General features: G+C 54.6%; 12 protein-coding genes. 1 reads left to right on the forward strand and 11 read right to left on the reverse strand.

All coding sequences use genetic code 11. From position 1 onward, the window contains the following. Window positions 1–31: 31 nt before the first annotated feature. The 7 genes from L1249_RS13630 to L1249_RS13660 all read right to left on the reverse strand — a co-directional run bounded on the left by L1249_RS13630 (window position 32) and on the right by L1249_RS13660 (window position 7707). The gene (locus L1249_RS13630; RefSeq protein WP_044630109.1) at window positions 32–1063 is read right to left on the reverse strand and encodes an ArsJ-associated glyceraldehyde-3-phosphate dehydrogenase; all 1032 of its coding nucleotides are present in this window, start codon (window positions 1061–1063) and stop codon (window positions 32–34) included. A gap of 127 nt (window positions 1064–1190) precedes the next feature. Then, window positions 1191–2030: a phosphate ABC transporter ATP-binding protein PstB gene (gene pstB, locus L1249_RS13635; RefSeq protein ID WP_044630110.1), complete on the reverse strand. Its 840-nt coding sequence runs from the start codon at window positions 2028–2030 to the stop codon at window positions 1191–1193. A 23-nt stretch (window positions 2031–2053) separates the two neighbouring features. Then, a complete protein-coding gene (gene pstA / locus L1249_RS13640) occupies window positions 2054–3220 on the reverse strand; it encodes a phosphate ABC transporter permease PstA (RefSeq protein ID WP_089675902.1) in 1167 nt (388 codons plus the stop codon). 18 nt (window positions 3221–3238) lie between these two features. Continuing rightward, window positions 3239–4489, reverse strand: coding sequence for a phosphate ABC transporter permease subunit PstC (gene pstC, locus L1249_RS13645; protein WP_044630112.1), 1251 nt, complete (start codon window positions 4487–4489; stop codon window positions 3239–3241). 163 nt (window positions 4490–4652) lie between these two features. Continuing rightward, window positions 4653–5666: a substrate-binding domain-containing protein gene (locus L1249_RS13650; RefSeq protein WP_074210762.1), complete on the reverse strand. Its 1014-nt coding sequence runs from the start codon at window positions 5664–5666 to the stop codon at window positions 4653–4655. Window positions 5667–5782: 116 nt separating this feature from the next. Continuing rightward, window positions 5783–6514, reverse strand: coding sequence for a sulfite exporter TauE/SafE family protein (locus tag L1249_RS13655; RefSeq protein ID WP_137094452.1), 732 nt, complete (start codon window positions 6512–6514; stop codon window positions 5783–5785). A gap of 2 nt (window positions 6515–6516) precedes the next feature. After that, window positions 6517–7707, reverse strand: a complete 1191-nt coding sequence (locus L1249_RS13660; RefSeq protein WP_137094454.1) for a multidrug effflux MFS transporter — start codon at window positions 7705–7707, stop codon at window positions 6517–6519. A gap of 150 nt (window positions 7708–7857) precedes the next feature. Here L1249_RS13660 and tal point away from each other — a divergent pair, with 150 nt between their 5' ends. Further along, window positions 7858–8796 carry a transaldolase gene (gene tal, locus L1249_RS13665; RefSeq protein WP_058576304.1) on the forward strand — a complete coding sequence of 313 codons (939 nt, stop codon included), beginning with the start codon at window positions 7858–7860 and terminating at the stop codon, window positions 8794–8796. Window positions 8797–8861: 65 nt separating this feature from the next. Here the strand turns inward: tal and L1249_RS13670 are convergent, their stop codons facing one another. The 4 genes from L1249_RS13670 to L1249_RS13685 all read right to left on the reverse strand — a co-directional run bounded on the left by L1249_RS13670 (window position 8862) and on the right by L1249_RS13685 (window position 12580). Continuing rightward, window positions 8862–9380, reverse strand: a complete 519-nt coding sequence (locus tag L1249_RS13670; protein WP_044630117.1) for an STAS domain-containing protein — start codon at window positions 9378–9380, stop codon at window positions 8862–8864. Then, window positions 9370–10563, reverse strand: a complete 1194-nt coding sequence (locus tag L1249_RS13675) for a PP2C family protein-serine/threonine phosphatase (protein ID WP_044630118.1) — start codon at window positions 10561–10563, stop codon at window positions 9370–9372. The genes L1249_RS13670 and L1249_RS13675 overlap by 11 nt, the downstream gene beginning before the upstream one ends. 8 nt (window positions 10564–10571) lie before the next feature. Further along, window positions 10572–11393 (reverse strand): MlaA family lipoprotein, encoded by an 822-nt coding sequence (locus tag L1249_RS13680; RefSeq protein WP_137094456.1) that lies wholly within the window; start codon window positions 11391–11393, stop codon window positions 10572–10574. Between the two features lie 65 nt (window positions 11394–11458). Continuing rightward, the gene (locus L1249_RS13685) at window positions 11459–12580 is read right to left on the reverse strand and encodes a beta-ketoacyl-ACP synthase III (protein ID WP_137094458.1); all 1122 of its coding nucleotides are present in this window, start codon (window positions 12578–12580) and stop codon (window positions 11459–11461) included. Window positions 12581–12629 lie beyond the last annotated feature (49 nt).

Here is a 12629-nt window from a genome sequence, read left to right on the forward strand (position 1 = left end):
CGGTAGCGCCTTGACGTTATCCAGCAGCGATTCAGCCACGACCAACCGGCTCCCCACCCACCATAAGTGCCAGCTCGGCGGTACGATTGGCGTAACCCCACTCATTGTCGTACCACGCGTAGAGCTTTAACTGAGTGCCGTTCACCACCATGGTAGAGAGGGCATCAATAATCGAGCTACGCGGGTCCGTACGGTAGTCAATCGATACCAGCGGGCGCTCTTCATAGCCCAGAATGCCTTTGAGGGGGCCATCGGCGGCAGCCTTGAGCGCTTGATTCACCTCATCAACGGTCACTTCTCGTTCAAGCTCGAACACCATATCGGTGAGCGATGCATTAGCCAGCGGTACGCGGATCGCGTGGCCGTTAAGTTTGCCTTCCAGTTCAGGGAAAATTGCCGTAATGGCTTTCGCCGAGCCCGTGGTAGTAGGGATGAGACTCATGCCGCAGGCGCGGGCACGACGCAGGTCTTTATGAGGGGCATCCAAAATGGTTTGGGTATTGGTAATGTCATGCACGGTGGTCATGGAACCGTGACGAATACCAAAATGCTCAAGGATCACTTTGACGACCGGCGCTAGGCAGTTAGTGGTGCAGCTAGCGGCCGTGACAATACGGTGCTTGGCTGGCTCAAACAGGTGGTCATTCACACCCACCACCACATTGAGCACGCCCTCCTCTTTCACCGGCGCACTCACCACCACGCGCCCAACGCCTTGATCCAGGTAAGCATTCAGCTTGTCGGTACTTTTCATTTTGCCGGAGCACTCGATGACCACATCGCAGCTGGACCAATCGCTTTCCGCAATGGTTTTATGAGTGCTAAAGGCCACCTCATGCCCATCAATGACAATGGCATCCTGACGCGCTGCCATGCCCTGCCCCGGCGCCCATTGGCCGTGGACGGAATCAAACTCCAATAAATGGGCAAAGGTGGCCGCATCACCACCGGGGTCGTTAATACGCACCAACGTCACCTCGCCTGCCGCTACCTGCGACCAAAGGCTGCGCAGCGCTAGGCGTCCAATACGGCCAAATCCGTTAATACCGATGCGAAGTGACATAGGGTTGTCTCCAAGTATGCAATAAAGGCCAAGCCTACCGCTTATATACGAAAAAACATATATCAACAGTCAAAAAAACGCTGCTTGAAAGCCCGCCATGACAGCGGGCCAACAAACAGCGGTCTATTTAGCCGTAACGGCCAGAAATATAGTCTTCGGTTTTCTTCTGTGCCGGGGTCGAGAACATTACTTTCGTATCGTTGTACTCGATGATTTCCCCCAGATGGAAGAACGCCGTGTAGTCCGCCACGCGCGCCGCCTGCTGCATGTTGTGCGTCACGGTCACGATGGTGAACTGCTCTTTCAGCTTATCCATCAAATCTTCGATGGTGGCCGTGGAGATCGGGTCCAGGGCTGAGGTCGGTTCATCCATCAAAATGACGTCAGGCTGAACAGCAATCGCCCGTGCGATGCACAGACGCTGCTGCTGACCACCAGAGAGCGAGGTGCCCGGCTCTTGCAGCTTGTCTTTCACTTCGTTCCACAAACCGGCATCGCGCAGGGCCTTCTCGACCAGCTCATCTTGATCGGCTTTACGGCTCACCAAATCGTGCATACGCGGTGCGTAGGCGATGTTCTCGTAGATAGATTTCGGGAACGGGTTAGGCTTTTGGAACACCATCCCCACCCGGCGGCGCAGCGCCACTTCATCCATCTTGCCAGCATTCACATCCTGGCCGTCCATCTCCACCAGACCTTCAATATGCACGCTGGGAATCAAGTCGTTCATACGGTTCAAGCAGCGCAAAAAGGTCGACTTACCGCACCCCGAAGGGCCAATCAGCGCGGTCACGTTCTTCTGGAACAGGTCGATATTCAGCCCTTTCAACGCTTGGCTCTTGCCGTACCACAAATTGAGATCGCGAACACGAATACTGAGGTCGTGGCATGCTTGCTCATTACGTGTGTAAGGCTGGCCAACGTCTGGTGCATGCTGCTGATTCATAACGGGTGCTTGGCTATTCATAAGGTGTCCTCTTGGGCGCCGGCTTACCAGCGACGCTCGAATTTCTTGCGTAGCACAACGGCAAAGGCGTTGAGCGAAATCAGCACAGACAGTAGCACTAGGATGCCACCAGCGGTTTTTTCAACGAAGGCCTGCTCCGGCTCACCTGACCAGGTAAAGATCTGCGCAGGCATGACCGTGGCTGCCTGGGTAAAGGAAGCGCTGACATCCGGAATAAAGGCCACCATCCCCACAATGATCAGCGGTGCAGTTTCACCCATCGCCTGCGCTAGGCCAATGATCGAACCGGTCATGATACCGGGCATCGCTAGCGGCAGAACGTGGTCGCGCACCACTTGCCAGCGCGAGCAGCCTACACCAAATGCCGCATGGCGAATGGAGTCCGGCACGCTACGCAGTGCCGTACGGGTGGCAATGATGATGACGGGAAGGGTCATCAGCGCCAGGGTCATACCGCCTGCCAGCGGAGATGAGCGTGGTACACCAAAGAAGTTGATAAAGATCGCCAGACCTAACAAACCAAATAGAATCGATGGGATCGCTGCTAGGTTGTTGATGTTGATCTCGATCAGCTGTGTAAAGCGGTTATCCGGGGCAAACTCTTCCAGATAAATAGCCGTCATCACGCCGATGGGGAAAGAGATCAACAGCGTCACGATCATGGTCATGATGGTACCGACCACCGCCGACAAGATACCGGCGTTCTCGGCGATTTTCGAATCCCCAGAACCGAAGAACGTCTTATTAAAGCGCAAGTCGACCTGACCGGTGGCAACACGCTCATCAATCTCAGCTTTTTCTTCGTCGCTTAGACGGTTCCGATGCCCTTTAAGGTACTGATCCACCTCACTGGTGGCCAGCATCCAGCGCTGCTCAGAGGTGCCGATCATTTCTGGGTTGTTGCGCAGCTGTAGCGGAATAACGCGTACCACCGTGCGGCTAATCAGCGGCAGCAGCTCCTCCTCAAACGCTAGGCGACCATCGCGGCTCGCTTCTTCGGTGTAGCGAACTTCGGTATTGATATAGGCCTGCTGGAAAGCAGGTAGGCCTTTGCTCAGCATGTCAGCAAAGAACAGCACTAAGAACAGGCCTGCTAAGCCCAGCGCGCCCATGGAGATCCACTTCAGGCGTGCCGACTTACGGTGACGCCGCTTAAGCTGCTGGCTGATCTCGTCAAAAGAGTGGCTCATCGAATCAGTTCCTCGGCGTTACAGGTTGTTCACGCGGTATTTTTCGCGGAAGCGGCGGATCATTAGTACAGATACCAGGTTGAGCGTTAGAGTCACAACGAACAGCACCAGGCCCAGGGCGAACGCTGACAGCGTCTCAGCACTCTCGAACTCTTGGTCGCCCGTGAGTGATGCCACGATGCGTACGGTCACGGTGGTCATGTCTTCTAGCGGGTTGGCCGTTAGGTTCGGGCGCATACCCGCCGCCATCACCACAATCATGGTTTCACCCAGCGCTCGGGACATGCCTAGCAGTGCGGCGGAAATGATACCGGGCAGTGCCGCAGGTATGACCACGTCCCGGATGGTTTCACCTTTCGTCATCCCTAGTGCCAGCGAGCCTTGACGCATGCTGTCAGGCACAGAGTTGATCACATCATCAGAGAGCGACGAGATGAACGGGATGATCATGATGCCCATCACGATGCCAGGGGCAACGGCGTTGTTGTAAGAGGCATCCAGACCAAAGAAGCCAGCAATATTGACGATAATCGGCGCGACGGTAATGGCGGCGAAGAAACCGTAAACCACCGTGGGAATACCTGCCAACACCTCAAGCACCGGCTTAGCAATCGTGCGCACCCGCTGTGGAGCGTACTCCGACATGTAAATAGCCGACAGCAGGCCAATGGGCACCGCCACCAGCAGGGCAATCGCGGTGATCATGAAGGTACCGGCGAACAGCGGCACTGAGCCAAACTGCGCGCCACTACCATCGCCGCGTCCGGCGGCAGCTAGGAAGCTCGCCCCAGGGTTCCAGGTTGTACCGGTAATGAACTCCCAGAAGCTGTGCATTTGGAAAAAGCGCAGGGCTTCCGAAATGATCGAAAACAGAATACCGAAGGTAGTAAAGATCGATATCATCGCGGCGCCGGTTAGCACCCAGCGAATCACCCGTTCAATGGCTTGGCGAGCGTGAAAATGGGGCTTCACTTGAGCCACACCAACCGCCAAACCAGCCGCAGCGACCACTAAACTGGCTGCTAATAAATACATGGGCGGAATATCTGCGCCCAACAGTAATAACAGTAGCGAGCCTAGCGCCCCCACCAGCACCGCAGGGCCTGCTGTTGAGAGAACAGCAAACCACGCATATTGGTCAGGCTGTGCATACATCGCCGCGCCAGAAGCACGGACCCGCGCAGCCTTCGCTCGGCCCACAAAAAAGGCCACTAGCCCAAGCAGCAAGAGCACTGTGCAAAAGAGTAAAAGTAGCTGGTTTGTTTGCATCGAATTTCGCTCGCATCACCTAATGAAATCGTGTTGGCTGCTACTTTGGATTAAAAACATGACAGCAATATGACAAAGACAGCGTGACCCAAAAACAAATGGCCGGTAGCAAAGGCTACCGGCCATGTTGTCACTATGTGCTAGCGATTATATGTGCTAGCGATTATTCCAGATCAGCAGCAACCAGCTTAACGCGGTCAGCAACTTTCTGGCGAGCCTGCTCACGCTCCGCTTCCGGTAGCGGAATCAGGCCAATGTCTACCAGATAACCGTCAGAACCGATCATCTGGTCTTCCATGAACATGTTGGCGTATTCATACATCGGAGTGACTTCGTCAGCGTGCTGGTTCTTCAGGTAGAACCACAGTGAACGAGCAACCGGGTACTCACCAGAGCTGATGGCTTCTACTTCAGGTTCAACACCGCCAATGGTCGCACCCATGATGGTGTCCGGGTTCTCAACCAGGAAGGAGTAGCCGAAGATACCGAAGGCACCGGTGTCTTCCGCCAGACGCTGAACGATTAGGTTGTCGTTCTCACCGGCGTCGATGTAAACACCGTCAGTACGGATATCGGTGTAACCTTCTTCACCGTAGATGTCCATTTCGGCAGAGGCGGCTTCCATCACCAGCTCTTCGAACGCATCACGGGTACCGGAAGTGCTGGGCGGGCCATAGATAGAGATGGCGCGATCCGGCAGAGAAGCGTCGATGTCGCTCCAGTTGGTGTAGGGGTTATCTACCAGTTCGCCGTCGACCGGCACCTGGGCGGCCACCGCCAGGAAAATTTGCTCAAGCGTCAGGTCGATCGGCTCGTTGCTAGCAGCCAAGCCCAGAACGATACCGTCAGAACCGATTTTCGCTTCGGTGATGTCGGTTACACCGTTCTCTTCGCAACGCTCGAGTTCAGAAGGCTTCATGCGACGAGATGCGTTGGTGATGTCCGGCGTACCTTCGCCAACACCGTTACAGAACAGACGAATACCACCGCCAGAACCTGTGGACTCGATAACCGGCGTCGGGTAGTTGGTCAGCGCGCCAAACTCTTCGGTAACGTAGCTGGCAAACGGGTAAACAGTACTGGAGCCGACGATACGAATCTGGTCACGTGCTTGCGCCACACCGGCAACGCTCATTACAGCCGCCGCGATAACGGTGGTTTTTAGAATACGGTTCATGCGAAATACTCCTGTCGATGTAGGGTTCTGACCTTCGCATGACGTACTTTGCACCGCTTCGATGACATCTTTATGACATCACCAAAAACGTGCCTATTTTTTTAAAAAGTTTCTCTCTATAACAGCAGACCGAGCGCGGCAAAGGTACAAAGCCCCAATGAAAGCCGCTGTAGTAGCTGTTTATCCAACCGATCGGCAATGGCATCGGCCAGCGCATTGCCTAACAACACGGCAGGCAGAAAAGTAAGCGCCAGCTTGAAGTGCCAAACACTGATCTGTCCTGCCAGCGCCAGCGTTAGCAGGGTTAACAAAGAGGTGAGGACAAAAAAGGCTGCTAAGTTGCCACGCATGCGGTCAGGTGAGAAACCGTGCATGAGTAGCACAATGGGCGGCCCGCCGATGGCCGCCACCGTCCCAAAAACGCCGGAGAGAATGCCCGCCACAAATAGCGTGAAGCGGTTCACCGGCAGCTCGAAGCGGCATACCGTGACCAGCACAGCAAATAGCACGATGGCAGCAATTAACTTTTCCAGCACAACCATCGGCGCTGCCAGCAACAGCCAAATGCCCAATCCATTACCCGGTAAGCGTCCAATCAGGGCAACGCCTATTTCCCTTAACCTCACCTCATGCCAGTAACGGCGCACCATTATCAAAGAGACAGTGAAACCAAACAGCACCAAAATCACCGGCACCAGCCGTGGCTCTATCATCAACAGCAGTGGCGCACCCACCACCGCCAAGCCAAAGCCCGTGGCCCGCTGTACAAAGGCACCTAACAGCAGTACAGCTGCGCAGGCTAACCAGCTATCCAAGGGCACCTCTAACCACTGCAGCAGGCTATCCATTACTACGCTTCATCCGCCTTTGGGGTTTCGGTCAGCACTCTTACGCCGATATTACCCAGCAGGGCAGCGCCTAGCATGGTTAAAACCATGGGCCACAAGTGCTCCACTTGAAATAGCCCCACCAGCACGCCTGCCAACGCGCCACAGCTAAACTGTATGCCGCCCAGCAGCGCTGTCGCGGTGGCACTGATATGGCCAAAATGATCCAACAATGAAGAGATGGCGTTGGGCGTAATCAGACCAATCATGCCCGTAAACATCATCACCAGCGGCACCACCACATAGAGCGACGCCACGTTAAGCGCCGTGGCCAACACAAGACCCAGGGCGGCCACCAGCTGAACAGCCAGTCCTAAGCGCAGGTTCTGCTGTGGTGTGCGATTGCGCAGCAAGTGAATATTGACGCGATTGGAGAGTGCAATCACCACCACGTTGACCCCAAACACCAGTGGGTAGACGCTTGGCGAAAGCGAAAAATAGTCCAAGTATAAAAATGGCGATGCGGTCACAAAGGCAAATAGCCCGGCAAACGAAGCGGCTACCGCACAGATATAACCCATGCCCTCTTTGTGGCGCAGCACGCTTGCATAGTTGCGGATCACTTGCCGAGGCGAGGCCGCAGGCAAGTTGGTATCGCGGGTTTCAGGTAAGCGCGTACCTAACAGCCAAAGTAAGAAACCGGCATAAACAGCCAGGAAAATAAAGATGAGCCACCAGCCAGCAATGTGAAGCAGCAGGCTACCCACCGCCGGTGCCACCAGCGGGGCCAGCATCATGATCATGGCCATGGTGGACATCACCTTAGCCGCCTCACGCCCGCTGAAACAGTCGCGTACGATGGCAGCCGAGTTCACCACACAGGCGCCGCCCCCTAACGCTTGAATAAAGCGCCAAACCAATAGCGACGTTAAGCTATCGGCAGTGGTAATCATTAGGCTGGCCAGCATAAAGACCACTAGCCCACTTAACAGCACCGGCTTCCGGCCTAACCGATCTGATAACGGCCCAAAGCAGAGCTGACCCAATGCAAATCCAAACAAAAACATACTGATCGAGAGTTCAGTATGGTGAATGCTGGCATTAATACTCTCAGCCAGTATGCCGATGGCAGGCAGATAGGCATCAATCGCGAAAGGCGCAAGCGCTGTGTTGGCGGCCACCAACCAAGCCACCCGACGAGGATTAAGTTCCATAAGCCTCCTTAAAATGGGCATAAAAAAAGCGGCGCGTGCCGCCGAAAAGGTAGGCCGCTAATCATAATCGATTTCAATTCATTTGTCGGTGTCTGTTCGCCACGCGCGGCCCTTGCTAAAGTACCCCACAGGACAACCAAGGAGCATTGCATGGCCACTAGCCTATTAAGCCAATTAAAAGAAATGACCACCGTGGTTGCTGATACGGGCGACCTTGAGGCTATTCGCCGCTTCCAGCCCCAGGATGCAACTACCAACCCCTCTCTCATCCTTCAAGCTGCTCAGCAGGAAGAGCGCCGCGCTCGCTTGGCAAGCATCGCCAAAGAGAGCACCGATCTCGACGACGCGGTAGACCGTGTCGCGGTGGATATTGGCAGCGAGATTAGCAAGCTGGTGCCGGGCTATGTGTCGACAGAAGTCAGTGCCCGCCTCTCGTTTGACCGTGATGCCACCATTACCAAAGCGCACTCGCTAATTGAGCGCTATGCCCAGCATGGTGTCGGCCCTGAGCGTATTTTGATTAAAATGGCGTCCACCTGGGAAGGCATTCAAGCGGCCCGCCAGCTTGAGCGCGATGGCATTCGCACCAACCTGACGCTGCTGTTTGGCTTTGCTCAGGCGCAGGCCTGTGCCGATGCTGGCGCTACGCTGATTTCACCGTTTGTGGGCCGTATTCTCGACTGGCACAAAGCGCGCTCGCCGGAAGCTGACTTCAGCGGCGCCAATGACCCTGGCGTACAATCGGTTAAGCGTATTTATGACTACTACAAGGGTCACGGCTATCCAACGATTGTGATGGGAGCCAGCTTCCGTAACGTAGGCGAAATACAAGCCTTGGCAGGTTGTGACCGCCTCACTATATCCCCTGCGCTGCTTAACGAGTTAGATGAACTACAGGGCGACCTTCCCCGCCAGCTAACGCCCATGGGTGCCAGCAGCTCAGCAGAGCAGGCGCTAGCCCAAGCAGATTTTCGTTGGCAAATGAACGAAGATGAAATGGCGTCTGACAAGCTGGCTGAAGGCATTCGTAAATTCATGGCCGACCAGCGCAAGCTTGAAGAGCTACTTGGCAAACTACGGCAGAGCTAATTGCTTCCAGCCAGTTTGGGTAGCATATCCATCACACCCTCTTATCGACTAGGTAAGAGGGTGTTTTATTTATGTGCCACTGTGGATTGCGCTTCAAGCATCTCTACCAGCGGCTGAAACTGTTCGCGATTATGCTCGTTCATATGCATTAAAATGCGATGCGCCTCGAGAATACGCGTACGCAAGCCTTCTTCATCTGCAGGCTCAGCGGGCAGGTCTTGCATAGAAGAGTTAAGTGTTGCACTAGGCTGCAGAGGCGCTTCCATCAGAGTAAAAAAACGCGCGAAGCCCATCACGTCCAGCATTTGCCGTACATCAGGGTTATCAGCAATAATCGTCGGAGGCTGTTCCAGCCGCCCTTTAACCGCCATGGCTACTTTGGCCAGAAAACCCAGCGCCGTTGAGTCGACATTGGTCGCTTCGCGCAGGTCAATCATCACCGCCTGAAGGCCAGGGGTTTCAGCAAGACGTTGCGCTTGGGTATCTAGCGTGGCGCATAGCGTTAACCGCACATCGCCACAGAGTTTTAACACAAAAACACCAGAGTTGAACGCCGCTTTAATGCGGCCCTCTTCAATCAGCATGACCAAATCCGCTCACCATCATGATTGTCAGGTCATCGGGTAAAGCATCGCGGTCCTGGTTCGCCTCATCATCCTCATCGCCCTCTATCAAAAGCGAATTGGTTTTGGCTAGCCGATCGCGCAACTGCTCAAGCGTGACACTTTCGCTAACGAGTTGCTCAAGTTCCGTGAGCCGCGTGTCGAGCGTTTTACCCGGCAAGCATTCCAATACACCGTCTGAACACAGCCACAAACGAAAGTTGGCCGGTAAAGCACAGCTAAGCGCAGGATACTCCACATCTGGGAAAAGGCCTACCGGCATTCCCTCCCCGGTTAAGCGCTCCAGCTTACCGTCAGCCGCCAACAGCGGCATCGGTAGCTGTGCGCCGAGCGAATAGTGAAGAGTATGCGCTTCATGGTCAATAACACCGACGAATAACGTGGCATGCTTACCAATGTTGGTATCCTGAAGCTCACGATTCATCGCCGCTAACCAATCAGGCGGCAGCCGCTCTGGCGCTTGGCCATCCCACTCGCTTAACCATCGGTTGCACAAATACTTCAGCAGCACCGTGACAAAGGCCGACGACGCTCCATGCCCAGAGACATCGGCAAAATAGAACGCGCTAAAACGGTCGTTATAACGCTGATAGTCGAGAAAATCCCCCGACAAATAAAGCGATGGCGCAAACCAGTAGTCGTAATAAACGCCGTTGATCACTTTAGGATGCGCTGGCAACAAACGCCGCTGAATATGCCCCCCGCTTTGCTGGTCCATCCGCAGTAGCGCAAGGTGAGTCTCAAGGCTCCCATTGAGTTCAGCGAGACGTTCACGATCACGATCACGCTCTTGGGCTAAGGTGTGAAGCTCAATCGCCTTACGAATCATTCGGCGCAGCAGCTCGGTATGTCGCAGCGGATGAACGATGTAGTCCACCAACCCCACATCAATGGCCTTAATCAAGTCAGCATCCTGACGAGAGTCGCTGACGACCAGGGTTGGCAACCGGTGGGTCAACTGAGACCACTGTTGACGCGGCACTGCCCGAGCATGCGCGACAATCAGCGCCGTGCCACTAGGCAGATGGTCAATATTATCTGCAGCAAACACCCACATACCGTCACAGGTAATCGCCTCAGCCAGCGCGTCACGCTCTGCACCGGGCTCGTCGATTACCGCGATCAACTGCTTAGCGTGATCCATGTTAGGCCTCAATCGGCGAAATCGTCGTCACCGAAGTCGGTATCGTCGAAATCAAAATCATCTGTGGCAAACGGGTCTTCGCCAAGCACACCGTCATTCACCTCAAACTGGCGGCGCTGCAAATAGGCATCGCGGACAAACCGGTAGCGATCCCCCGAAATCAACGATTCTTGGTCTAACAAGCCCGCGCGAAGGTGAATAATATCGAGTGCCGTCAGGCCTGCACGTAGCTGATGATCGTCCATATACGTAATGGGATTCGCAGCGGAATCGGCTGGCAAGCCAGAGGCATCCCTGAGCGTGCGCGGACCTAGCAGAGGCAACACTAAATAGCGCGAGTCCTCCCAGCCCCACACGGCCATGGTTTGACCAAAATCTTCTTTATCCGCGGTAATTTCCATGAGCGTGGCATAGTCAAGCAAGCCGCCAATACCCACCGTCGAGTTGATCAAGAATCGTGATGTTGCTAACCCCGCGTTGGCGGGTTTGCCCTGCAGCAGGCTATTGAGCACGGTACGCACTTCGCCTAAGTTGGAGAAAAAGTTGCCAACCCCAGTTTGCACCGGCTCGGGAGTGACTGCCTTATACCCTCGTGCAACGGGCTTGAGGGCGTAGCGGTCCAGCACATCATTAAACGCGAACACACGCCTGTTGAAGCCCTCCCAAGGGTCCTGCGGGTCTGCCGCTACACGCTCTTGCGCAGCGTCTTCCTCTTGAGAAGACCCCGTACTGGCACACCCTCCCATGCTTAACGTGGCTAGCAACACGATAGGCAATAGCTTCTGCCATGTGCTTAGACCCTCTTTTTGCGGTGCCAACAGCCTCAGCATGCGATTTCCTCTTTCAACATAGAACGCTATTCCTAACATAGCCGGTGATAGGCATCATCGGCCTATTACTGGCGACGTAGCACCACACTGCCTGCACTGTACCCCGCCCCAAACGAGCAAATAACGCCGATATCCCCTTCCAACAGTGCCTCACGGTGAAGATGGAAAGCGATAATCGAACCCGCTGAGCTGGTATTCGCATAGCGATCTAAAATAATCGGTGCCTGTGCTTCGTTGGGTTCTTCACCCAGCACTTTACGTGCAATCAAATCGTTCATATGGCGGTTGGCCTGATGTAACCACATCCGCGTTAAATCCGCCCCCGACAGCTCTAATGAAGCGAGATGGTCAGTGATAAGCTTAGCGACCATGGGGCACACCTCTTTAAAAACGCGGCGCCCTTCCTGAACGAACAGCTTATCTAACGCCTGCGGATCGCTATCGGTCACGCGGTTTAAAAAGCCCGCATTGTTGCGAATCGCATTGGAAAACTTAGTCACCAGTCGCGTTCCCAGAATTTCGTAACGCTCGTTGGCCACAGCAACATCGCTATTTTCCAGTACCATAGCCGTACAAGCATCGCCGAAAATAAAGTGGCTGTCACGATCTCTGAAGTTCAAATGCGCAGAGCAAATCTCTGGATTCACAATCAGCGCGCGTTTTACGCTGCCTGACGCAATCGCATTGGCCGCTGTTTCTAAAGCGAACGTGGCGGAGCTACACGCCACGTTCATATCAAAGCCGTAACCCGATGTTCCCAACGCTTGCTGCACTTCTACCGCGACCGCCGGGTAGGCACGCTCTAAGTTTGAACAGGCCACAATCACCAGCTCAATATCGGCGGCATCGACCTGTGCCGTTTCTAGCGCCTGACGCGCTGCCTGGGTCGCCATGTCACACTGAATAGATGGTTCATCATTATGACGTTGAGGCAGTTTAGGCCGCATACGCTCAGGGTCAAGGATCCCTTGGGCATCGAGCACATAGCGACTTTTAATTCCCGAGGCTTTCTCAATAAATTCACTGCTGGAATAAGCAAGTGCTTCTTGCTCTCCACGCGCGATGGCATCCGCATGCTGGGAGTTATGGTGATCAACCCACGCGTTAAAAGCAGCGACCAACGCCGCGTTATCAATGGCGTTTTCCGGTGTATAGAGTCCTGTACCGGTGATCACTACATTGGTCATGCCTGTCTCCTTATTGCGGCCTCAAGGCACATAGCCGAAACCGTCAGTA

The sequence above is a fragment of the Halomonas sp. Cn5-12 genome (assembly GCF_021532545.1).
In the GTDB taxonomy this organism is placed as follows: domain Bacteria; phylum Pseudomonadota; class Gammaproteobacteria; order Pseudomonadales; family Halomonadaceae; genus Vreelandella; species Vreelandella aquamarina.

Bases quoted from the DNA above. Each gene is read 5' to 3' on its own strand.
- L1249_RS13680 (WP_137094456.1), bottom strand. From the start codon at position 11,393: ATGCTGAGGCTGTTGGCACCGCAAAAAGAGGGTCTAAGCACATGGCAG.
- L1249_RS13650 (WP_074210762.1), bottom strand. From the start codon at position 5,666: ATGAACCGTATTCTAAAAACCACCGTTATCGCGGCGGCTGTAATGAGC.
- pstA (WP_089675902.1), bottom strand. From the start codon at position 3,220: ATGAGCCACTCTTTTGACGAGATCAGCCAGCAGCTTAAGCGGCGTCAC.
- L1249_RS13675 (WP_044630118.1), bottom strand. From the start codon at position 10,563: ATGGATCACGCTAAGCAGTTGATCGCGGTAATCGACGAGCCCGGTGCA.
- L1249_RS13685 (WP_137094458.1), bottom strand. From the start codon at position 12,580: ATGACCAATGTAGTGATCACCGGTACAGGACTCTATACACCGGAAAAC.
- pstC (WP_044630112.1), bottom strand. From the start codon at position 4,489: ATGCAAACAAACCAGCTACTTTTACTCTTTTGCACAGTGCTCTTGCTG.
- L1249_RS13660 (WP_137094454.1), bottom strand. From the start codon at position 7,707: ATGGAACTTAATCCTCGTCGGGTGGCTTGGTTGGTGGCCGCCAACACA.
- L1249_RS13670 (WP_044630117.1), bottom strand. From the start codon at position 9,380: ATGCTGATTGAAGAGGGCCGCATTAAAGCGGCGTTCAACTCTGGTGTT.
- L1249_RS13655 (WP_137094452.1), bottom strand. From the start codon at position 6,514: ATGGATAGCCTGCTGCAGTGGTTAGAGGTGCCCTTGGATAGCTGGTTA.
- tal (WP_058576304.1), top strand. From the start codon at position 7,858: ATGGCCACTAGCCTATTAAGCCAATTAAAAGAAATGACCACCGTGGTT.
- L1249_RS13630 (WP_044630109.1), bottom strand. From the start codon at position 1,063: ATGTCACTTCGCATCGGTATTAACGGATTTGGCCGTATTGGACGCCTA.
- pstB (WP_044630110.1), bottom strand. From the start codon at position 2,030: ATGAATAGCCAAGCACCCGTTATGAATCAGCAGCATGCACCAGACGTT.